The organism is Xanthomonas boreopolis, assembly GCF_046529185.1.
GTDB classification, from domain to species: domain Bacteria; phylum Pseudomonadota; class Gammaproteobacteria; order Xanthomonadales; family Xanthomonadaceae; genus Pseudomonas_S; species Pseudomonas_S boreopolis.
In genome coordinates this window covers 1,539,834-1,561,122 of record NZ_CP097162.1, presented here as the reverse complement: position 1 = coordinate 1,561,122, position 21,289 = coordinate 1,539,834, and the positions used below count along the sequence as shown (strand labels likewise).

The 21,289-nt window shown below is 70.1% G+C and carries 15 protein-coding genes; 4 read left to right on the top strand and 11 right to left on the bottom strand.

Annotated elements, in window-relative coordinates:
• Nucleotides 1–13 precede the first annotated feature (13 nt).
• Nucleotides 14–1,420: a glutamate--tRNA ligase gene (gene gltX / locus M3M27_RS06960; protein WP_140718965.1), complete on the bottom strand. Its 1,407-nt coding sequence runs from the start codon at nucleotides 1,418–1,420 to the stop codon at nucleotides 14–16.
• Between the two features lie 174 nt (nucleotides 1,421–1,594).
• On the opposite strand from gltX, the gene M3M27_RS06955 reads away from it, so the two are divergent.
• A complete protein-coding gene (locus M3M27_RS06955; protein WP_434027567.1) occupies nucleotides 1,595–3,682 on the top strand; it encodes a TonB-dependent siderophore receptor in 2,088 nt (695 codons plus the stop codon).
• Here M3M27_RS06955 and M3M27_RS06950 read toward each other — a convergent pair.
• The 7 genes from M3M27_RS06950 to creB all read right to left on the bottom strand — a co-directional run bounded on the left by M3M27_RS06950 (nucleotide 3,679) and on the right by creB (nucleotide 9,483).
• Nucleotides 3,679–4,569 (bottom strand): carbon-nitrogen hydrolase family protein, encoded by an 891-nt coding sequence (locus M3M27_RS06950; protein WP_434027566.1) that lies wholly within the window; start codon nucleotides 4,567–4,569, stop codon nucleotides 3,679–3,681. The two genes, M3M27_RS06955 and M3M27_RS06950, sit on opposite strands and share 4 nt — an antisense overlap.
• Nucleotides 4,566–5,171 (bottom strand): GNAT family N-acetyltransferase, encoded by a 606-nt coding sequence (locus M3M27_RS06945; protein WP_434027565.1) that lies wholly within the window; start codon nucleotides 5,169–5,171, stop codon nucleotides 4,566–4,568. The genes M3M27_RS06950 and M3M27_RS06945 overlap by 4 nt, the downstream gene beginning before the upstream one ends.
• Nucleotides 5,172–5,181: 10 nt before the next feature.
• Complete coding sequence (locus M3M27_RS06940; protein WP_434027564.1) at nucleotides 5,182–5,523, bottom strand: hypothetical protein; 342 nt, start codon at nucleotides 5,521–5,523, stop codon at nucleotides 5,182–5,184.
• Nucleotides 5,505–5,924, bottom strand: a complete 420-nt coding sequence (locus M3M27_RS06935; protein WP_434027563.1) for a hypothetical protein — start codon at nucleotides 5,922–5,924, stop codon at nucleotides 5,505–5,507. The genes M3M27_RS06940 and M3M27_RS06935 overlap by 19 nt, the downstream gene beginning before the upstream one ends.
• Nucleotides 5,921–7,237, bottom strand: coding sequence for a cell envelope integrity protein CreD (creD, locus tag M3M27_RS06930; RefSeq protein ID WP_434027562.1), 1,317 nt, complete (start codon nucleotides 7,235–7,237; stop codon nucleotides 5,921–5,923). The genes M3M27_RS06935 and creD overlap by 4 nt, the downstream gene beginning before the upstream one ends.
• 91 nt (nucleotides 7,238–7,328) lie before the next feature.
• Entirely contained in the window at nucleotides 7,329–8,780 is a 1,452-nt protein-coding gene (gene creC, locus M3M27_RS06925; protein ID WP_434027561.1) for a two-component system sensor histidine kinase CreC, read from the bottom strand.
• Between the two features lies 1 nt (nucleotide 8,781).
• On the bottom strand, nucleotides 8,782–9,483 hold the full coding sequence (gene creB / locus M3M27_RS06920; protein WP_434027560.1) for a two-component system response regulator CreB: 702 nt from the start codon (nucleotides 9,481–9,483) through the stop codon (nucleotides 8,782–8,784).
• Nucleotides 9,484–10,430: 947 nt separating this feature from the next.
• Here creB and M3M27_RS06915 point away from each other — a divergent pair.
• The 3 genes from M3M27_RS06915 to mfd all read left to right on the top strand — a co-directional run bounded on the left by M3M27_RS06915 (nucleotide 10,431) and on the right by mfd (nucleotide 15,702).
• Entirely contained in the window at nucleotides 10,431–11,288 is an 858-nt protein-coding gene (locus M3M27_RS06915) for a 23S rRNA (adenine(2030)-N(6))-methyltransferase RlmJ (protein ID WP_434027559.1), read from the top strand.
• 149 nt (nucleotides 11,289–11,437) lie between these two features.
• Nucleotides 11,438–11,980, top strand: coding sequence for a GNAT family N-acetyltransferase (locus M3M27_RS06910; RefSeq protein ID WP_140718975.1), 543 nt, complete (start codon nucleotides 11,438–11,440; stop codon nucleotides 11,978–11,980).
• A gap of 194 nt (nucleotides 11,981–12,174) precedes the next feature.
• On the top strand, nucleotides 12,175–15,702 hold the full coding sequence (mfd, locus tag M3M27_RS06905; RefSeq protein ID WP_434027558.1) for a transcription-repair coupling factor: 3,528 nt from the start codon (nucleotides 12,175–12,177) through the stop codon (nucleotides 15,700–15,702).
• A gap of 60 nt (nucleotides 15,703–15,762) precedes the next feature.
• Here the strand turns inward: mfd and M3M27_RS06900 are convergent, their stop codons facing one another.
• The 3 genes from M3M27_RS06900 to M3M27_RS06890 all read right to left on the bottom strand — a co-directional run bounded on the left by M3M27_RS06900 (nucleotide 15,763) and on the right by M3M27_RS06890 (nucleotide 21,166).
• Nucleotides 15,763–17,334, bottom strand: coding sequence for a GGDEF domain-containing protein (locus M3M27_RS06900; RefSeq protein WP_140718977.1), 1,572 nt, complete (start codon nucleotides 17,332–17,334; stop codon nucleotides 15,763–15,765).
• 72 nt (nucleotides 17,335–17,406) lie between these two features.
• Entirely contained in the window at nucleotides 17,407–18,960 is a 1,554-nt protein-coding gene (locus M3M27_RS06895; RefSeq protein WP_434027557.1) for a phospholipase D family protein, read from the bottom strand.
• 112 nt (nucleotides 18,961–19,072) lie between these two features.
• On the bottom strand, nucleotides 19,073–21,166 hold the full coding sequence (locus M3M27_RS06890; protein WP_140718979.1) for a M13 family metallopeptidase: 2,094 nt from the start codon (nucleotides 21,164–21,166) through the stop codon (nucleotides 19,073–19,075).
• Between the last annotated feature and the right edge of the window lie 123 nt (nucleotides 21,167–21,289).

Here is a 21,289-nt window from a genome sequence, read left to right as displayed (position 1 = left end):
CGAACGGGACGGCTCAGGCCGCCGTCCCGATCTTCATAAGCGCGGCGTCGATGCGTTTCAAGGCCTCCTCGCGCCCGGCCAGGTAGACCGTATGGGAAATGTCGGGGCTGACCTGGGTACCGGTGATCGCCACGCGCATCGGCTGGGCGACCTTGCCCATGCCCAGTTCCAGCGCGGCGGCGGTGTCGTGCAGCGCGGCGGCCACGGCCTCGACGGTCCATTCCGGCAGCGCGGCGAGCAGCTCGCGGGCCTTGGCCAGCGGGGCTTCCGCGCCGGCCTTGAGGTGCTTGGCGACGGCGGCCTCGTCGTAGGCCTGCAGCGGCCGGTACCAGACTTCCGCCTTCTCGGCCATTTCCTTCAGCGTCTGCACGCGCTCGCGCAGTGCGACCACCACGTCGGCCGGCGCCGGCCCGGCGGCCACGTCCACCCCGAGCTTCTCCAACTGGTAGACCAGTTGCGGCGCGATCGTCGCCGGGTCGTCGGTCTTCAGGTAGTGCTGGTTGACCCAGCCCAGCTTGGCCATGTCCAGGCGCGCGGCCTTGGAGTTGACGTCCTCGACCTTGAACAGGTCGATCAGTTCCTGGCGCGAGAACAGTTCCTGGTCGCCGTGCGACCAGCCCAGGCGGGCCAGATAGTTGATCAGCGCGTGCGGCAGGTAGCCGGCGTCCTTGTACTGCATCACGTCGGCCGCGCCGGTGCGCTTGGACAGCTTGGCGCCCTGCTCGTCCAGGATCATCGGCATGTGCGCGAACTTCGGCACCGGCGCGCCCAGCGCCTCGTAGATGTTGATCTGGCGCGGGGTGTTGTTGATGTGGTCGTCGCCGCGGATGACCTCGGTGATGCCCATGTCCCAATCGTCCACCACCACCGCGAAGTTGTAGGTGGGGTAGCCGTCCGGGCGGAAGATCACCATGTCGTCCAGCTCGCTGTTGGCGATCTCGATGCGGCCCTTGATCAGGTCGTCGAAGGCGACCACGCCGTCGAGCGGGTTCTTGAAACGGATCACCCGGTTCGGATCGTCGCGGTACGGCAGGTCCAGCTCGCGCGCGGCGCCGTTGTAGCGTGGCTTCTCCTGCCTGGCCATGGCCGCCTCGCGCATGGCATCGAGTTCCTCGCGGGTCTCGTAGGCGTAGTAGGCCTTGCCCTCGGCGAGCAGTTTCTCGGCCACCTCCTTGTAGCGATCGATGCGCTGGGTCTGGTAGACCGGGCCCTCGTCGTAGTCCAGGCCCAGCCACTCCATCGCTTCCAGGATCGCGTCGATCGCCGCCTGGGTGCTGCGCTCGCGGTCGGTGTCCTCGATGCGCAGCACGAACTCGCCGCCGCGATGGCGCGCCTCCAGCCAGCAGTACAGGGCGGTGCGGGCCCCGCCGATGTGCAGGTAGCCGGTGGGACTGGGGGCGAAACGGGTGCGGCAGGTCATGGAACGCTCGTGAGACGGGAAATCCCTCGATTTTACCGGAGCGTCATCGGCGCTGCCGGGGCCTCGCAACCGTCCTGGCCCGGTCGACGGGCGCACTCGGGCGCACCGGATGGTCGATATTGAGATTCATTCTCACTATCATACTCATCCCCCACCGTTTCCCGGCACTCCCCCATGTCCAGACTATCGCCCCGGCGCCGCCTGTTCGGTGCCTGTGCCCTGCTGTCCTCGGTTGCCGTGCCGGCGCTGGCACCGGCGGAAGAGGCAGTGACCACCACCCTGTCGGCCGTGCGGGTCAGCAACCAGGGCAACGGCTTCCATCCCGCCGCGCCCGCGACGAGCGCCAAGTCCGACCTGCCGTTGGAGCAGACGCCCCTGGCGCTGGACGTGCTCGGCCGCGCCCTGCTCGACAGCCAGCAGGTACGCAGCCTCAACGACGCGCTGCAGAGCGCCGGCGGCGCGGTCGGCGGCACCTTCGGCCGGCGCGGCTGGGACGACTTCATCATCCGCGGCCAGACCGCGTCGGACTCGGTCTTCGTCGATGGCCTGCGCAGCTCCGCAGGCAACCGCGTGGCCGAGCCGATGTACGGCCTGGAACAGGTCGAGGTGCTCAAGGGCCCGGCGTCCCTGCTGTACGGCCAGGTGCAGCCCGGCGGCATGGTCAACCTGGTCAGCAAGCGCCCGCTGGCGGTCGCCCGCGGCCACGCGGAGCTGACCGTCGGCAGCTACGGCCTGCGCCAGGCCAGCGCCGATCTCAACCTGCCCCTGGAACAGCAGCGCACCGCGTTGCGCATCAACGCGCTGGCAAGCAACAGTGATGACGCGACCGACCACGTCTGGTCGCGCGAGCGCTTCATCGCACCGGCGCTGGCACTGGACCTGGGCGAAGACACCGACTTCGTGCTGCTGACCAGCTACCAGCAGCGCCGCTACGTCCGCCAGCAGGGCCTGCCGCTGCAGGGGGCGGTGCTGCCCAACCGCAATGGCCCGCTGCGGCGCACGCTGTTCACCGGCGAGCCCGGCCAATCGCCCTACGACGCCGAGCAATGGCGTGCCGGCTGGCAACTCGACCACCGCTTCGGCAACGACTGGCGGCTCCATCATGGCCTGCGCTGGCAGCAATCGGAAGTCGATGGCGACCTGGTCGCCAACGAGACCTTCCTCGCCGACCAGCGCACCCTGCGCCGCTCCGGTACCCGCCAGCAATGGGGCGGCAGGACCTGGACGCAGGACACCTACCTGGCGGCCAATTTCGGCGATGCCGCTTTCCGCCAGGAACTGATCGTGGGCCTGAACGCCTTCCGCACTTGGGAGTGGGCCTCCCAGCAAACCTGCCAGGTCGGAACGATCGACGTGTACGACCCGGTCTACACCGGCATCGCCTGTCCCTCCGCGCGCAGCCGCGACAATCTTTCGATCGTGACCTCCGGCGGCCTGTATCTGCGCGACAGCCTGCAATGGGGCGAGGATTGGTTGCTGCTGCTCGGCCTGCGCCACGACCGCAGCCGGGTCGAGACCGAGAACCGCCTGATCGGCAGCCGCGGCAGTGTCGATGCCCAGGCCACCACCGGCTCGGCGGCGTTGATGTACCAGCTCGCGCCGGGCGTGCGCCCGTACCTGAGCTATGCGACATCGTTCACGCCGAACGCCGGCACCGATGCCCAGGGCGCGGCCTTCGAACCCGAACGGGGCAAGCAATGGGAACTGGGCGTCAAGTACGCGCTGGGCGAACGCGCCATGCTGACCACGGCGATCTACGACCTGCGCCGCCGCAACGTGCTGCAGAGCGATCCCGCCAACGACGGCTACAGCATCGCGATCGGCGAGCAGCGCAGCCGCGGCGGCGAAGTGGAACTCAGCGCCGACTTCGGCAGCGGTATCAGCGTCAATGCCAGCTATGCCTATACCGACGCGCGCATCAGCGACGACGGCGGCCAGCAGCCCAGCACCGTCGGCACCCGCCTGCCCAACGTGCCGCGGCACAGCGGGGCGCTGTGGCTGCGCTACGACCCGTACGCCGGCGGCGACGGCTGGTACGCCAGCGCAGGCGCGCGCGCCGCCGATGCGCGCATCAGCTACGGCTACCGGATCCCCGGCTACACCGTGTTCGATGCCGGCGCGGGCTATCGCCTGGGGCCATGGAGCTGCGCACTGAACGTGCGCAACCTGTTCGACCGCGACTACTTCAGCGGCGGCCTGGCACGTGCGGTCGCGCTGGGCGACCCGCGCACGCTGTCGCTGCAGGTATCGCGGCGTTTCTAGGATTCGCCGAAGGCGGCCAGCCGCGCATGCCGCAGCGCCGGCTGCAGCTGGCCGGGCCAGTCGCGGTCGTTGGCCACCTGGGCGCGCGCCCGGCTGGCCTCCAGTGCGGCGAAATCGAGCTCCGCCACCGCCCAGACGTCCTCGCCGGCGGTGCGCGCCAGCACCCCGTCGGCCGGCAGGCCCACGTCCATCGGCGCATACAGCGCGGCCTCGCCTGTGTTCACGTCCAGCGCGGGGCTCCACTCGGCCAACCCGGCCGTGACCGACTGCGCCACGAACATGCGGTTTTCCAGCGCGCGCGCCAGGCATCCGACCTGCACCCGGGTCGCGCCCGCGGCGGTATCGGTGCAACTGGGCACCACCAGCAGGCGGGCACCGGCCTCGGCCTGCGCCCGCACCGGCAACGGGAACTCGCTGTCGTAGCAGATCGAGACGCCGGCGCGCACGCCATCGGCCTCGAACACCTTCAGCGCATCGCCGGGTTCGATCACGCCGGTCTTCTTCTCGAAACCGGTCAGCTGCAGCTTGTCCTGCCAGCCGTGGCGCCCGTCCGGCGCGAACCAGTAGCTGCGGTTGCGATAGCGCCCTTCGCCCACCGCGAGCAGGAAGCTGCCGGCCACCACGTGCAGACCGAGCCGGCTTGCCAGGTTCCCGAACAGCGCGAGGTAATCGGCATGCAGCCGCTGGGTCGCCTCCAGCGATGCGTGCAGGTCGGCCAGCACCGGCAGCCCGAAGGTCGCGGCCAGTTCCAGCGATAGGTACTCCGGCAGCACGGCCAGGCGTGCCCCGGCCTGCGCGGCCTGCGCCAGCAGCGCGGCCTGCTTGTCGGCGAAGGCGGCGAAGGCGGCCGGACGGCCGACCGGATACTTGGCGGCGGCGACCTTCATGAGGATGGCTCCAGCGGGCGGGTCCAGAACGTGAGCGCATGCTCGGCCTCGCCGCGACCGATTTCCTCCCAGTGCAGGCGCATCGTCAATCCGGGCCGGCGCGCGTAGCCGCGCTTGTGCCAGAACGCCTCGTTGCCGCGATGCCCGGGAGGGCAGCGCGGATCGCCGGGATCGCGATCGACGGCGCAGAACGCGGTGGCGGTGAATCGCCCCAGCTGCCGCGCATGCGCCTCGCGCGCATCGAAGAAGGCATGCCCCAGCCCGCGTCCGCGATACGCGGGCAGCAGCACGGATTCGCCGAAGTAGAACACCTGCGCCGGATCCAGGCCGGCATCGAGGAACGGCTGGCGGAAAGCGGGCGCGTCGTCGAGCAGCGGCAGGCCGGTGGAGGCGCCGACGACCGCATCGCCGTCCCGCGCCAGCACGAACACGCTGTCCGCGGAACGCGCGTACGCGGCCAGGTAGCCGCGCTCGTAGTCCAGGTCGCCCTCGTACAGGTAGGGCCAGTCGCGGAACACCGCGATGCGCAGGCGCGCGACGTCGTCGAGGAAAGGCGCGATCCGGGGACCGCGCAACACGTCGATGGCAGGCAGCGAGGACATGCGACGAATTCTAGGGCGTGCCGCGTCCCTTGGGGCGAGCGCGAAACCATCCCGATCGCGAACGCCAGTGGCGGAGCCCGCGCATGCACAGGCCGAGCAGCGAGGCGATCGCAGAAAGCACGGCCATCGCCACCGCTCCCGCCCCCAGCAGCAAGGCCTCCAGGCCGAGCGACGGGACGATCTGTCGCGCCGGCCAGTCCGCGATGCTCCACGACATGCCGACACCCAGCGACGCCAGCAGGATCGGCAATAGCGTGAGCAGGGCGAAGGCGGCCCAGGAGCGGGCCGCCACCCAGGCCAGGAACGCCACGAGCGCCAAGGCTGGCACCGCGATCAAGAGCAGCACCGACATCTCGCCTTCCCGCCCTCTTCCTGCCAGAACAGCCAAAGGCATCCGTCGGCGGGATCCAGCAACAGCGCAAGGCGCGCGTCCTCCCGCTCGCTCCAGAACACGCACCGGCCATGCGCGCGCAAACAGCGCCAATCGCTGTAGGGCGACGTGTCGCCAGGCGAAGGGGCCGTAGCCCGGCGCAACCAGCCCATGCCCCGCTCGCGAAGCGCCGCGGCGGCGCGGCGCTCCAGGCGCAGGCCGATGGCGCCGCGTCCCCCGCTCCGCAACCGCAATCGCGACAGCGGCGAGCGTTCCCAGCACACGGCATCGGCCGGGGCCAGCATCGCCACCGTCGCCAGCGCCGTAGGCAACAGGCGCCGGACCCGCCGCAGCAGGCGTACGTGCGCCGACAGGGCGCTCATCGCAGCTGGGCTCCAAGTTCGTACCAGTCCAGCCGGCGCGTCAGCCACATGATCGCGGCCAGGATGCCGAACAGCAGCAGCGACCCCATCAGCAACGCGTTGTCCTCGGAGACCAGCAGTCCGTACAGCACCCCGTACAGCACGGTCAGCAGCGCCGCGAACCCGGCCGCGAGCGACCGGCTGTGCAGCACCCCGGCCAGGTAGAAGAACTGCAATCCGATGCACGCCGCGGCCGACATGCCATAGGCCTGCCAGAACGGGACGACCTCGGAGAGGCTCAGCAGCAGCAGGAAGAAGATCGCCAGCGCCAGCCCGACCAGCAGGTACTGCACGGGATGGATGCGCAACTGCCTGGTCAATTCCAGCAGCACGAAGCCGACGAAGGTGAGCAGCACGAACAGCACGCCGTACTTGCTGGCGCGGTCGGCCTGGGTATACGCATCGACCGGATCGAACAGGTCCACGCGCAACGCATCCGGCCGCGTGCCCTCGATCAACTGCGCCTGCGCGCGCGTGGCGAGCGAGGACAGCGCCCACTGCGCGCGGAAGCCGTTCGCATCGACCTGCCGCTCGACCGGCAGGAACTCGCCGCCGAAGGAGGGATGCGGCCAGGACGAGCGCAACGTCACCTGGTTGCTGTCGCCTGCCGGCACTACCGACAGCGAGCGGGTGCCGGACAGGCGCAGGTCAAGCACGACGTCCTCCAGCGCCGGCAGCGTGCCGTCCCGCGCATCGCCCGGCATCGGCAGCGGCGCGTGCATGCCCTGCGTTGTCGGCTCCAGCCCGCCGCTGCCGTTCTCCAGTTCCAGCGCGCGGCCGGCCACGGCCAGGCTCGGCTCGCCGGCCAGCCCGCGCACATCGGCGATGCCCAGCGCCAGGTAGGGCTGGCCGTACACGCGGCCGGGGGACGGCTCGTAGCGCATCGGCGCGAACGTCGCCCGCACCTGCGCCTGCCACACGTACACCGGCACCTTGAACAAGCCGACGCGGCGCACGGAAGGCACCAGCACGCCCTCGATCCGCAAGCGGGCCGGCGCCTGCACCAGGTGCCCGGTCTCGCGGCGCCGCTGCACGGTGGTATTGCCGGCGTCGTCGCGGACCTTGACCTCGACCTCGCGCGTCCACGGGATGTAGCGCAGCGGTCCGACGAAGCGCTGCTCGCCGGCGCTGCTCTGGGCCACGCGCTGGACGGCTTCGTCGCGGTAGCGCTCGCGGTCCTTGATGACGCTCCGGATCAGCAGCAACGGGACCAGCAACACCAGCAGCAGTCCGCCCACGATGGCGAACCGCAACAGCAACTTGAGGGACTTCATCGACGATCCTCCTGGAAGAGGACCGCAGCTTGCGGCCGCACGGTGAGCGCGGTTTGTGGCGAATTTGAAGTCTGCGTGAAGTCCCGCCGGTTCAGGCCGTCCGCGCGACGGGCAAGAACAGCACCGCCCGGGCGCCGCCGCCGGCGCGGTCGTCCAGCCGCGCTTCGCCGCCGTGCAGCCGCGCCACCTCGCGCACGAACGGCAGCCCCAGGCCGGAACTGCGCGGCGTCCCGTCCGGGCGCGGCAGCGAGTAGAACCGCTCGAACACGCGCTCGCGCGCGTAGTCGGGCACGCCCGGCCCGGCATCCTCGACGCTCAGCCGCAGCCCGCCCGCCTCCCGCCGCGCGGCCAGGACGACCTCGCCGCCCGCGGGCGAGAACGCGATCGCGTTGTCGAGCAGGTTGCACAGCGCCTGGCGCAGCAGGAAGGCATCGCCATCCAGGCCCGGCAACGGTTCCTCCGCGTCGATCCGCAGCGTCACCGCGCGTGCCGCCGCCTGCACCGCGGTGGCTTCTACCGCCTGGCGCAGCAGCGCCCCCGCATCCACCGGCGCACGCTTCTGCAGCCAGCCGTGCTGCTCGACCTCGGCCAGGGCCAGCAGCTTGTCGATGGTCTCGGTGAGCCGCCGCTCCTGCGACCGGATGTTGCCGACGAAGCGCTGCCGCTCCGGTTCGGGCAGCGGCTCCTGCAGCAGCTCGGCCGCCCCCCGGATCGCCGCCAGCGGGCTCTTCATCTCGTGGGTCAGCGACTGCACGTACTGCTCCACGTAGGCCTTGCCCTCGAGCTTGCGGCGCATCTGCTCCAGGGCCCGGCCGAGATCGCCGATCTCGTCGCGGCGCGGCGGCGGCGGCGGTACCGGTTCGCCGGCGCTGACCGCCCGCGCATACCGGTGCAGCCGGCCGATGCCGCGCGACAGCCACCAGGTCGCCAGCACGCCGATCAAGGCGGCGATGCCGACCAGCCAGGCGCCGCGCTGCAGGATGCTGCGCTGGCTGGCCACGATGAACGGCTCGATGCTGCGGTTCGGCTGCGCCACGGTCAGCACGCCGATCAGGCGCTGGCGGTCGCCGGGCGCGTAGATCGGCGCGGCGACGTGCATCACGCTGGGGCTGTCCCGCGTCGCGGCGTCCTCGGGGCTGGAACGCGCGCCGTACTCGCCGCGCAGCGTGCGGTAGACGTCGTTCCAGCGCGAATTGTCGCGGCCGAGGTCGCGGCCGCTGGAATCGAACACGACCACGCCGCGGGCGTCGGTCACCGTCACCCGGTAGTCGATGCTTCGCTTGGGAAAGCGCCAGACCAGCGCGTGCGGATCGCGCTGCTGGGCGAGCGCCACCTGGCGTGCGAACGCGCCGTCGCGGATGCGTCCGGCGGCCAGGTCGGGCGCCGCCATCTCGGCCAGCAGGTTGGCCGAATCGACCAGCGTGGACTCGATCGCCTGGCGCACGCCCGGCTTGACCTCGTTGACGAACACCCGCATCACGAAGAACGCGGCGACCCCGACGATCAGGAAGAAGCCCAGGAACAGCTTCAGGCCCAGGCGCACGTCACGCCTCGATCGCGTAGCCGAGCCCGCGATGGGTGCGGATCGGGTCCACCGTCGCCCCCGCCTCGCGCAGCTTGGCTCGCAGGGTCTTGACGTGGGTATCGACGGTGCGGTCGGCGCTGTCGGCGTCGCTGTCCCAGGCGCGGTCCATCAACTGCGCGCGGCTGAGGATGGCGCCCGGCCGCGCCAGCAGCGCCGCCAGCAGGCTGTATTCGTAGCGGGTCAGCGGCAGCAGCCGGTCGCGATAACGGACCCGGCATCCCTCGCGATCGATCGCGAAATCGCCGTGCCGCTGCCATCCCGCCTCGGCCGCCGGCACGTGGCGGCGCAGCCGCGCACGCACCCGCGCCATCAGCTCGCGCGGCGAGAACGGCTTGGCCACGTAATCGTCCGCCCCCAGTTCCAGCCCCAGCACGCGGTCGATCTCGTCGTTGCGCGCGGTCAGGAACACCACCGGCACCGCGGTGAACCCGCGCAGCCCCCTGCAGACCTCGAAACCGCTGATGTCGGGCAGGCCGACGTCCAGGAGCACCAGATCGACCGCGGGCGCCTCGCGCAACCGCGCCAGCGCCTGCCGCCCCAGCGGCACGTGCTCCACCGCGTAACCCTCGCTGCGCAGCGCATACAGCACCGGATCGGCGATGGCGGGCTCGTCCTCCACGACGAGGACACGGGCGGCGGAAACGGACATGGCGCGCAGCATAGCGGTACCGGGGGCCAGGTGGCTGCTGGCGGGAACCGGATTGTTTTGATGGAGACAGCGGAACCACTCCACCAGCCCGAACAGTTCCGGAGCCAAGGCTGTTGCTGTTGCCTATGATTTTTGTCGTTGCTGTTGCTTTCCGCTGTTGACGTACCGGGGCCCCTCCGAAGCGGCGGAGACGGCGGGAAAAACCCGCAGGGCGACGCACATGGGCTCGCCGGAAAAAGGCGAAGCACTGCTTCGCCCCGGCGGGCGGGCATTCGCCGCGCGGCGAATGCCCCGGACTCGGCCGCGTAGCGGACGAGTGCGCCGTTTTTCGCCGGGGCAGGGCTCGCCGGAAAAAGGCGAAGCACCGCTTCGCCCCGGCGGGCGGGCATTCACCGCGCGGCGATGCCCCGGACTCGGCCGCGTAGCGGACGAGCCCCGTCGAAAAATCCCGCCGGCTCCGCGGACCCGCAGCACAGCTGCGGGCGCGCAGGCGGGGTGTGCTTGATCAGCCGTTCGGCTGCTGTGAAGCGCTTCTTTTGGTTACTTTTCTTTACGCGGCACATTCCCTGTGCCGCGCCCTTCGGGCGGCTTCGCCGTGCGGCGCTGCTCTTGCAGCGCGCGTGCACAAGCAAAGAAAAGTGACTCGCCGAAGGCGAAAGCTATTGCTTCAAGCGAGAAAAGCCAAAGCAAGAACAAAGTCCCTGGATGATCAGCCGTTCGGCTGCTGGAAAGCGCCTCCCGCCTTCGCGGGAATGACGGTAGTAGGTCCACAGGGACCGGATAGATAGCGCGGAAGTCCCTGGATCTTCGCCCCCGGCCGTCAGGCATAGCCCGATGGCGCTCAGCGCCGCGCGAGCCAGTGGCCAGCAAGCAGCGGCCCTTCGCCCCCGCCTTCTCACCCAACCAACAACCAATAAAACCCACACCCAGCCAAGCCCCAAGCCTCTACACTGGCACCCATGAACTACCGCCACGCCTTCCACGCCGGCAACCACGCCGACGTGCTCAAGCACATTGTCCTGCTCGCCCTGATCGACGCGCTCAAGCGCAAGGACACCCCGTTCTTCGTCCTCGACACCCATGCCGGGCGCGGCCGCTACCTGCTCGGCGGCGAGGAGAGCAAGAAGACCGCCGAGGCCGAGGACGGCGTGATGCGGCTGATGGCGCAACCCCGGCTGCCGGAGGTGGTGGAACGCTACCTGCGCGCCGTGCAGGCCGACAATCCGGTGGGCGCCCTGGTCGCCTATCCGGGCTCGCCGCTGCTTGCCGCACAGGCGGCGCGCGGGCAGGACCGGTTCGCCTTCTGCGAGATGCAGCCGGAGGAAGCCGCCGCCCTGGAGGCGCTGTTCGCCCACGATCCGCGCGTGCGCGTGCATGCCGGCGACGGCTACGCCGCGGTCCGCGCCTTCCTGCCGCCCAAGGCCGGTGCGGCCAGGATCGGGCGCGGCCTGGTGCTGATCGACCCGCCCTACGAAGCGCAGGACGCCGAGTACCCCCAGATCGTCGAGAGCCTGCGCGAAATCCTCGCGCGCTGGCCGCAGGCGATGGCCGCGGTGTGGTATCCGGTCAAGCAGCGCCGCAGCCTGTTGCCGTTCTTCCGCAAGGCCACCGCCCTGCCCGCCAAGTCGCTGCTGGTGGCCGAGCTGCTGGTGCGCCCGGACGATTCGCCGCTGCGCCTCAACGGCAGCGGCCTGCTGCTGCTCAACCCGCCCTGGCAGTTCGACCAGGTGCTCGCGCCGGCGCTGCCGGTGCTCAAGCGGCACCTCGGCGAGGCCGGCGCTTCCACCCGCCTGGAGTGGCTCAAGCAACCGGCGTGAGTTTCACCCGGTGTTCACGAACGGATCACGCCCCGGCCGAGTACAGTCGCGCCGCGGCCCCTGTTCAGGCTTCCGCCGCGTGCATCGGAAGCGTTCATTCTGCCGCCGTGGGTAATGCCAGAATCTTCCTTATTTGAGGAATACCGGACATGGCCATCCGCAATCGCATGCCCCCATGGCATGAAAACTTCACCCTGCCCAATGGCCATACGCTCCTGCTCCGCCCCATCCGCCCGGAAGACGGCCCGCCGCTGCAGGGCGCCTTCAGCCTGCTCGAACCGGCGGAGATCCGCGACCGGCTGCTGCGCCCGGCGGGCGATCTCACCTCCGACCAGGTGCAGCGCCTGACCCATCCCAATCCCAAGACCGAGATCGTGCTGGTGGCGGCCGAGACCTTGCCGCCGGGCGAGGCCGTGATCGGCGCGATCGCGCGCGCCGCCGTGCTGCCCGGGTCGCGCGAAGCCGAGTACACGATCCTGGTCAGCCGCTTCGTCACCGGCCAGGGACTGGGCCGGCAATTGATGCGCAAGCTGGTCAAGTGGGCCCGCCGCAAGTACCTCGACCGGGTGTTCGGCGACGTGCTGCGCAGCAACGTGCCGATGCTGCAGCTGGCCGAATCGCTCGGCTTCAAGCCGCACCCGCACCCGAACTCGCCGGAGCTGGTGCGGATGGTGCTCGAGCTGGAAGCGTAGCCCGGCCCGGCCGGCTTGGCCCCCCATAGTCCGCGCGGAACTTCGCGCCCGCTTCGCTTGCCTGTTCCCGCGGCTGCTGCCGCGTCCCTTTTGACATGCAGGGACTTTCCTCCAGCAGGCCCGATGCATGCCCTGGATCGGCGCGGGCCGCGGAATAGGCTTCCGCTCGGGCAAGCGCGTTAAAATCGGGGGTCATGCTGTCTCCTTCCCCCCTCCCCGCTCCGCCGCTGCCCCGTGCCGGGCAGCTCCGCGCCTGGTGGCGCGCCCCTGCCTCTCCAAGCGCGCTGGCCTGGTACATCGCCCGTGCCGCCGAGTCGCACGACGGTCCTCTGCTGGTGGTCGCGCGCGACAACCAGGGCGCGCACCAGCTCGAATCGGACCTGCAGGCGCTGCTCGGCGACGGTCGGGCGCTGCCGATCGTGCCGTTCCCCGACTGGGAAACGCTGCCCTACGACCAGTTCAGCCCGCACCCGGACATCATCAGCCAGCGCCTGAGCGCGCTGCACCGGTTGCCGTCGCTGAAGCGCGGCATCGTGATCGTGCCGGTGCAGACGCTGATGCAGCAGTTGGCGCCGCTGAGCTACATCGTCGGCGGCAGCTTCGACCTGAAGGTCGGCCAGCGCCTGGACCTGGACGCGGAGAAGCGCCGGCTGGAAAGCGCCGGCTACCGCAACGTGCCGCAGGTGATGGACCCGGGCGACTTCGCCGTGCGCGGCGGCCTGCTCGACGTGTTCCCGATGGGCGCCACCGCGCCGCTGCGGATCGAGCTGCTCGACGAGGACATCGACTCGATCCGCGAGTTCGACCCGGAGTCGCAGCGTTCGCTCGACCGGGTGGACGCGGTGAAGATGCTGCCGGGCCGCGAGGTGCCGATGGACGAGGCCAGCGTCGAGCGGGTGCTGGCGCGCCTGCGCGAGCGCTTCGACGTCGACACCCGGCGCAGCGCGCTGTACCAGGACCTCAAGGCAGGCCTGGCGCCGTCCGGTATCGAGTACTACCTGCCGCTGTTCTTCGAGCCGGCGCGCGCGGCGAAGGAACCGGCCACGGCGACGCTGTTCGACTATCTCGACAAGAGCGTGCTGGCGCTGGTGGCGCCGGGCGTGTCCAACGCCGCCGACGCGTTCTGGACCCAGGCGCAGAACCGCTACGAGCAGCGCCGCCACGACGTGGAGCGCCCGTTGCTGCCGCCGGCCGAGCTGTACCTGGTGCCGGACGCGCTGCGCGAGCGCCTGAACGCGCTGCCGCGCATCGAGGTCTGGCCGCCCGAGCACGCCAACCTCGACAAGGCCAGCGCGCTCGGCGACCAGCCGCTGCCGCCGCTGCCGGTGGCGGCCAAGGACGCGCCCGCCGGACAGGCGCTGAAATCCTTCATCGCCCACTATCCCGGGCGCGTGCTGATCGCCGCCGATTCCCCCGGCCGACGCGAGGCCTTGCTGGAAGTGCTGGCGGCGGCGGAACTGCGGCCTGCGGTGCTCCCCGATTTCGCGGCCTTCCTCCCTTCTCTTCCCGGGGGAAGGCGACCCGAAGGACAGGAAGGGCTGCCGCGCTTCGCCATAGCCGTCGCGCCGCTGGAAGACGGCTTCGCGCTCGACGACCCCCAGGTCGCGGTGCTCACCGAGCGCCAGCTGTTCCCGGAGCGGGCCACCCAGCCGCGCCGCAGCCGCCGCGCCGGGCGCGAGCCGGAAGCGATCATCCGCGACCTCGGCGAGCTGACCGAGGGCGCGCCGATCGTGCACGAGGATCACGGCGTCGGCCGCTATCGCGGACTGATCGCGATGGACGTGGGCGGCATGCCCGGCGAATTCCTCGAGATCGAATACGCCAAGGGCGACCGGCTGTACGTGCCGGTCGCGCAGCTGCACCTGATCAGCCGCTACTCAGGCGCATCCCCGGAAACCGCGCCGCTGCACTCGCTGGGCGGCGAGCAATGGGCCAAGGCCAAGCGCAAGGCCGCCGAGAAGGTCCGCGACGTGGCCGCCGAGCTGCTGGAGATCCAGGCGCGCCGCCAGGCCCGCGCCGGGCTGGCGTTGCAGGTGGACCGCGCGATGTACGAGCCGTTCGCGGCCGGCTTCCCCTTCGAGGAAACCCCAGACCAGCTCGCCGCCATCGACGCCACCTTGCGCGATCTCGCCAGCAGCCAGCCGATGGACCGCGTGGTGTGCGGCGACGTCGGCTTCGGCAAGACCGAGGTCGCGGTGCGCGCCGCGTTCGCCGCCGCCAGCGCCGGCAAGCAGGTCGCGGTGCTGGTGCCGACCACGCTGCTGGCCGAGCAGCACTACCGCAATTTCCGCGACCGCTTCGCCGACTATCCGCTCAAGGTCGAGGTGCTCTCGCGCTTCAAGAGCACCAAGGAGATCAAGGCCGAGCTGGAAAAGGTGGCCGCCGGCACCATCGACGTGATCGTCGGCACCCACCGGCTGCTGCAGCCGGACGTGAAGTTCAAGGACCTGGGCCTGGTCATCGTCGACGAGGAGCAGCGCTTCGGCGTGCGCCAGAAGGAGGCGCTCAAGGCGATGCGCGCCAACGTGCACCTGCTCACGCTCACCGCCACGCCGATCCCGCGCACGCTGAACATGGCGATGAGCGGCCTGCGCGACCTGTCGATCATCGCCACGCCGCCTCCGAACCGGCTGGCGGTGCAGACCTTCATCACCCAGTGGGACAACGCGCTGCTGCGCGAGGCGTTCCAGCGCGAGCTCTCGCGCGGCGGCCAGCTGTACTTCCTGCACAACGACGTGGAAAGCATCGGCCGCATGCAGCGCGACCTGGCCGAGCTGGTGCCGGAGGCCCGCATCGGCATCGCGCACGGGCAGATGCCCGAGCGCGAGCTGGAGAAGGTGATGCTGGATTTCCAGAAGCAGCGCTTCAACGTGCTGTTGTCGACCACGATCATCGAATCGGGCATCGACATCCCCAACGCCAACACCATCATCATCAACCGCGCCGACCGCTTCGGCCTGGCCCAGCTGCACCAGCTGCGCGGCCGTGTCGGTCGTTCCCACCACCGCGCCTACGCCTACCTGGTGGTGCCCGACCGGCGCTCGATGACGCCCGATGCCGAGAAGCGCCTGGAAGCCATCGCCTCGATGGACGAACTGGGCGCGGGCTTCACCCTGGCCACCCACGACCTGGAGATCCGCGGCGCCGGCGAGCTGCTCGGCGAGGACCAGAGCGGGCAGATGGCCGAGGTCGGCTTCAGCCTCTATACCGAGCTGCTCGAACGCGCGGTGCGCAGCATCAAGCAGGGCAAGCTGCCGGACCTGGACGCCGGCGAGGAAGCGCGCGGCGCCGAGGTCGAGCTGCACGTGCCGGCGCTGATCCCCGAGGACTACCTGCCCGACGTGCACACCCGCCTCACCCTGTACAAGCGCATCTCCAGCGCGCGCGACGGCGAGGCGCTGCGCGAACTGCAGGTGGAGATGATCGATCGGTTCGGGCTGTTGCCCGACCCGGTCAAGCACCTGTTCGCCATCGCCGAACTCAAGCTGCAGGCCAGCGCGCTCGGCGTGCGCAAGCTGGAACTGGGCGAGAACGGCGGACGCATCGTGTTCGAGGCCAAGCCGGACATCGACCCGATGGCGGTGATCCAGCTGATCCAGAAACAGCCCAGGCTCTACGCGATGGATGGGCCGGACAAGCTGCGCATCAAGCACCCGCTCCCGGAGCCCGCCGACCGCTTCAACGCCGCCAAGGCCTTGCTGGCGACGCTGCGGCCGGGCTGAGGCATCTTCCCGACGCCCTGGCCTCGCCCTCGCGAGGCTAGGGCCGTCGCGCCAACGGCCCTAGCCGGCCTGCACGGTGCGATTGCGTCCCTGCTCCTTGGCCTGGTAGAGCGCGCGATCGGCCTGCTTGAGGACCGCCGCCACTTCGTCCGCGGTATCGGGGAAGTGCGCCACGCCGAGCGAGATGGTGATCGCCACGTCCATGCCGAGCAGCGTCTCTTCCACCAGTTGCCGCAGCCGCTCCGCAGTCTGCGTTCCCAGCTCCAGCGGCGTGTCCGGCAGCAGGATGGTGAACTCCTCGCCGCCGCTGCGGCAGGATACGTCGCCAGGACGCAACGCCTTGCCGATCACGCCCCCGAGCGCGGACAGCACGCGGTCGCCGCTGTCGTGGCCCCAGGTGTCGTTGATCGCCTTGAAGTGGTCGATGTCCAGCACGATCACCGAAAAACCGCGCCCGGCCTCGCGCCATTGCTCCAGGAACTCCTGCAAGCCGCGGCGATTGAGCAGGCCGGTCAACGGATCGGTGAGCGATTCCGTGTTCAGCCGGCGGATCGTGCTGCTCATCGCCGACAGGCCGGCCAGGATCGCGCGCTTGAGCTGTGCGACCTCGTAGTACCAGGCCCGCACGCCCTGGATCGATTGCTCCGCTCCCGCTTCCTCCATGATCTGCGCGCGCCGCGCCAGCTTCCACAGCGGCAGCGCGATCAACCGCGACAGCCACCAGATCAGGCCCAGCGTGACCAGCAGCAGCGGCAGCGTGTACAGCACGAGCCGGCGCGAGAGCGCGTCCAACCGGGCCAGCGTGGTGTCGAGCGGGCGCTGCGCCACCACCCCCCAATGCACGGACCTGAGCGGAGAGAACCCGGCAAGCATCTGCACGCGGCGGCTGTTCGGCGCCTGCATGCTGCCGGCCTTGCCCGCCAATACCCGGTCGACCACCGCGTTGTCGTCGATGCGCTCGCCGATGCGCTCGGTATCGCGGTGGTAGATCACCCGGCGGTCGCCGTCCACCACGTACAGGTACGAACCGTCCTTGTAGTAGTGCTCGCCCAGCAGCCTGTGCAAGGCATTGTCCTCGTGCAGGTAGATCGAGCCCGCCACGTAGCCGAGATAGCGTCCGTCCTGCGCGAAGATCGGGCTGGAGACGACCACCACCAGTCTCCCGCTCGCGCCCACGTAGGGTGGGCTGACCTGCACCTCGCGATGCTGCAGCGCCAGCCGCGCGCCCAGCGAGTTCAACCGCGTGCCCGGTGCCAGCACCTGCGGCGCGGTCGTCACCACCCGGCCTTCGGCATCGACCACCAGGACGGAATTGAACCCCTGGTACTCCGCCAGGATGCGCTGGATGTCCCGGCTCAGTTCGGCGACCGATCCCCAGTGCTCGGCCAGCGACTGCGCATGGGTCCGGACCATGCGCTTGGCGCCGTCGAGATAATAGTCCGTGGTGTCGGCCAGCTTGAGCGCATAGACCCGGTTGGCCTCCAGCGTACTGTCGATCAACAGCTCCTTTTGCACCCTGTAGCTCGCCCACATCACGCTGGCGAGCGTCAGCACCACCGACACGCCCGACAGGATCAGGACCAGTTGGCGGAGATTGATGGGCGGGAGACCGCGCCTGCTGCCTATTAGCATGGAGGTCGACTGGAACCTGGCTGCCGCCTACCTTACCGGGTGTACGCGGATGCTAGCCATCCCCGTCCCTTGCTACAGTTGCGATTCGACCGGCAACCAGCCGACCGCGCGGGCCGCGATCCTTCGCCAGATGCCCGCCTCCGGCTCGCGCGTCCAGGTGCGCGGCGGCGAGGCCGCGTCGTCGTGCCAGCGCAGCTCGCCATGCTCCAGCGCCAGCCGGTAGCTGAGCCGAGCGGAGGTCTTGGCCCGGTACAGCGCCTCCAGCTCGGCGGCGGCCTCGCGGCTCTCGAACAGCAGCCCCATTTCGGTATTGAGGTTCATCGAGCGCGGGTCGAGGTTGAACGACCCGACGAAGCCTTCGCGCCCGTCGATCACGAAGGCCTTGGTATGCAGGCTGGCGCCGCTGGAACCGAACAGGCTTCCCGAGGGCTCGCCGCGCGGCTTGAGTTCGTGGAGCTCCACGCCCTCCCGCAGCAGCGGCACGCGGTAACCGGCGTAACCGCCGTGCACGGCGAGCACGTCGTTGGCGGCGAGCGAGTTGGTCAGCACGCCCACCTCGACATTGCGCCGGCGCAGGCCGGCGATCCAGCGCAGCCCTTCGCGGCCGGGCACGAAGTACGGCGAGATCAGCTTCAGCTCGCGTCGTACGCTGGCCATCCGGTCGACCAGCACCGGCGTCATCCAGTCCGGCTGCGCCCGTCCTCCCTCGGCCTTCTGCGGCGGGTCCGACACGATGCTGGCCCGGGCCGTCCAGTGCAAGGCGCGGCGGCCCTGGACCAGGTCGCGCACGTTGGGCGACTGCCGCAGCCGCTGCAGGTACGGCCGCGCCTTGGGCGAGGCCATGCCCGCGTCGATCCCGGCGCGCAGGCGGTCCAGCGCGTCCGGGCTGGCCTCGGCCAGCGCCGCCAGCGGGATCGCGCTGCGGCTGTTCCAGTAGGCGTCGAAGATCGCCGACGCCTGCCCGACCGGCGGGCCGATCACCGTGGCGTCGGCATCCATGAAGTTCATCTCGCTGTCGGCGTCGAAGTATTCGTCGCCGATGTTGCGCCCGCCGACCACCGCGATGCGGCCGTCGGCGATCCAGGCCTTGTTGTGCATGCGCCGGTTGATGCTGAAGAACCGCAGCAGCAGCTCGACGCCGCGCACGAGGGTGCCCTCGCGCGCGCGGGTCGGGTTGAACAGGCGCACCTCGATCATCGGGTGGCGGTCGAGCGCGGCCAGCACCGAGCCGCTGCCGTGCACGTTCATGTCGTCCAGCAGCAGGCGCACGCGCACGCCGCGGTCGGCGGCGCGCAGCAACTCGGCGTACAGCAGGTTGCCGGTGAAATCCGGATGCCAGATGTAGTACTGCAGGTCCAGGCTACGGCCGGCCGAGCGGGCCATCATCGCGCGGGTCGCGAAGGCCTCGATGTTGTCCGAGACCAGCGCGAACCCCGCCTGCCCCGGATGCGCCGCGGTGAGCGGGACCACCACCCGGTCGATCGGGGAATCGTCCGCCACCGGCAGCGCCTGCGAAGCGGGGCCGCGCGCGCGTTCGGCGAAGCGCCCGTAGCCGTACAGGGAGGCCAGCGACGCCAGCGCGAACAGCAGCAGCGCGGCGCCGGCCCACTTCAGTTTTTTCTTCATCCGCCGGTCCATGCCAGGAACGGGACCGATTGTAGGCACGGCCGGCGCCACGGCCGCGTGTGCAGAGGAGGCCCGGCATTGCGCCGGGCCCTCCCGCGGCGAGACCTCGCGCTTACCAGATCGCCACGCGATCCTTGCCGGCGCGCACCATCGGGTCGCCCGCCTTGCACTGGAACGCCGCGGCGTAGGCCGGCATGTTCGACGGCGCGGCGATGGCGCGGAAGTTGGCCGGCGCATGCGGGTCGGTGTTCAGGCGCACCCGCAGCTCGCCGTCGGTGAAGTTGCGGCGCCACACCGTCGCCCAGTTCATGAAGAAACGCTGGTCCTGGCTGTAGCCGTCGATGGGCTTGTCGGCTTCCGGGTTTTCCTTCAGCGCCACCTGCAGCGCGTCGTAGGCCACGGTCAGGCCGCCCAGGTCGCCGATGTTCTCGCCGAGGGTCAGCCTGCCCTTCACGTGCACGCCGGGGATCGCCTCGTAGCCGTCGAACTGCGCGACCAGTTGGTCGGCACGCTGCTCGAAGCGCTTGCGGTCCTCGTCCGTCCACCAGCTGTCGAAATTGCCCTTGGCGTCGAACTGGCTGCCGGAGTCGTCGTAGCCGTGCATCATCTCGTGGCCGATCACCGCGCCGATGCCGCCGTAGTTCAGCGCGGGGTCGGCCTTGGCGTCGAAGAACGGCGGCTGCAGGATCGCCGCCGGGAACACGATCTCGTTCTTGGTGGCGTTGTAGTAGGCGTTGACCGTCTGCGGCGTCATGCCCCACTCGGTGCGGTCGACCGGCTTGCCGATCTTGTCAAGGCGCCAGCGGTAGTTGAACGCCCGGGCGGCCTGCATGTTGGCCAGGTAGCCCTCGCCGACCTGCAGTCCGCTCCAGTCGCGCCACTTGTCCGGGTAGCCGATCTTGGGCGTGAAACTGGCCCACTTCTCCAGCGCGCGCTGCCGGGTGGCCTCGCTCATCCAGTCCAGCTTCTCCAGCCGCGCCTTCAACGCGGTGGACAGGTTCTGCACCAGGTGCTGCATCTCGACCTTGGACTCGGGCGGGAACGCGGCCTGCACGTACAGCTGGCCGAGCGCCTCGCCCATCGCGTCGTTGACCGCCTGGAGAGTGCGCTTCCAGCGCGGCAGCATCTCCTGCTGGCCGCGCAGCGCCTTGCCGTAGAACTCGAAGTTGGCCTGCTCGAACGGCTTGGCCAGGTACGGCGCGGCCTCGTCCAGGGCGTGGAAGCGCAGGTAGGCCTTCCAGGTATCGGCCGGCGTGTCGGCCAGCATCCTGTCCAGCTCGGCGAAGAAACCGGGCTGGCTCAGCGAGAACTTGCCGGCGGCCGGCACCTTCAGCGCGTCGAAGAAGGCGTTCCAGTCGAAATGCGGGGTGATCCGGTTGGCCTCGGCCGCGCTGACCGGATGGTAGCGTTTGGCCGGATCGCGCAGTTCGATGCGCGACAGCGAGGCCTTGGCCAGGCGGGTCTCGAATTCGAGCACAGCCTTGGCCTGTGCCGCGGCATCCGCCGTGGTGGCGCCGGACAGCTCCAGCAGCCTGGCGATGTAGCCCGCGTAGGCGTCGCGGATGCCGGCCTTGTCGGCGTCGAGGTAGTAGCCCTTCTCGGGCAGCCCCAGTCCACCCTGGCCGGCGTAGGCGATGACCTGCCCGGAATCCTTGTAGTCGGCATTGCCGCCGAACGAGAACAGGAAGCCCTGCCCCTTCGCGTAGCTGTCGCGCAGCCAGGCGGCGATCGCTGCTCCGTCCTCCAGCGCGTCGATGGCCTGCAGTTGCGGTTGCAGCGGGGCCAGGCCGGCCTGGTCGATCGCCGCCTCGTCCATGCCGCTGCGCCACAGCGCGCCGAGCTTGGCTTCGATCGGATCCGCCGTCGTGGCCGCCGCGGCCCGCTCGACCAGTGCGCGCTGGATCGCCAGCGAGCGCTCGCCCAGCACCTCGAAGCTGCCCCAGCTGGTGCGATCGGCCGGGACCGGATTGGCCTTCAGCCACTTGCTGTTGACGAAGCCATTGAGGTCGCTGCACGCCGATACCGACGGATCCAGGTCGGTGACGTCGAACGCCACGGACGGCGCATCGATCCTGGACAGATCGAGCTTCGGCGCCTGGCCGGCCGCGCCGGCGCTTCCTGCCGGATTCTCGGGCTTGCCGCAGGCGGACAGCGACACGGCGATGGCCACTGCCAGGGACAGTGGGGCGAGCTTGCTGAGGGTCATCGGGTTCTCCAGCCTGACATCGGGAACGCACCGCTTCCGGTGCAGCCCTCCAACCTATGCGATCGCCGCCGCCCGCTGATCGGCCATTGGTCATGGTGCGAGCCGGCAAGCCCGCGTCGCCAC

What these genes read in the sequence shown, in the direction of transcription:
- gltX (WP_140718965.1), bottom strand. Translation starts at nt 1,420, where the DNA reads ATGACCTGCCGCACCCGTTTCGCCCCCAGTCCCACCGGCTACCTGCAC.
- M3M27_RS06955 (WP_434027567.1), top strand. Translation starts at nt 1,595, where the DNA reads ATGTCCAGACTATCGCCCCGGCGCCGCCTGTTCGGTGCCTGTGCCCTG.
- M3M27_RS06950 (WP_434027566.1), bottom strand. Translation starts at nt 4,569, where the DNA reads ATGAAGGTCGCCGCCGCCAAGTATCCGGTCGGCCGTCCGGCCGCCTTC.
- M3M27_RS06945 (WP_434027565.1), bottom strand. Translation starts at nt 5,171, where the DNA reads ATGTCCTCGCTGCCTGCCATCGACGTGTTGCGCGGTCCCCGGATCGCG.
- M3M27_RS06940 (WP_434027564.1), bottom strand. Translation starts at nt 5,523, where the DNA reads ATGTCGGTGCTGCTCTTGATCGCGGTGCCAGCCTTGGCGCTCGTGGCG.
- M3M27_RS06935 (WP_434027563.1), bottom strand. Translation starts at nt 5,924, where the DNA reads ATGAGCGCCCTGTCGGCGCACGTACGCCTGCTGCGGCGGGTCCGGCGC.
- creD (WP_434027562.1), bottom strand. Translation starts at nt 7,237, where the DNA reads ATGAAGTCCCTCAAGTTGCTGTTGCGGTTCGCCATCGTGGGCGGACTG.
- creB (WP_434027560.1), bottom strand. Translation starts at nt 9,483, where the DNA reads ATGCTGCGCGCCATGTCCGTTTCCGCCGCCCGTGTCCTCGTCGTGGAG.
- M3M27_RS06915 (WP_434027559.1), top strand. Translation starts at nt 10,431, where the DNA reads ATGAACTACCGCCACGCCTTCCACGCCGGCAACCACGCCGACGTGCTC.
- M3M27_RS06910 (WP_140718975.1), top strand. Translation starts at nt 11,438, where the DNA reads ATGGCCATCCGCAATCGCATGCCCCCATGGCATGAAAACTTCACCCTG.
- mfd (WP_434027558.1), top strand. Translation starts at nt 12,175, where the DNA reads ATGCTGTCTCCTTCCCCCCTCCCCGCTCCGCCGCTGCCCCGTGCCGGG.
- M3M27_RS06900 (WP_140718977.1), bottom strand. Translation starts at nt 17,334, where the DNA reads ATGCTAATAGGCAGCAGGCGCGGTCTCCCGCCCATCAATCTCCGCCAA.
- M3M27_RS06895 (WP_434027557.1), bottom strand. Translation starts at nt 18,960, where the DNA reads ATGAAGAAAAAACTGAAGTGGGCCGGCGCCGCGCTGCTGCTGTTCGCG.
- M3M27_RS06890 (WP_140718979.1), bottom strand. Translation starts at nt 21,166, where the DNA reads ATGACCCTCAGCAAGCTCGCCCCACTGTCCCTGGCAGTGGCCATCGCC.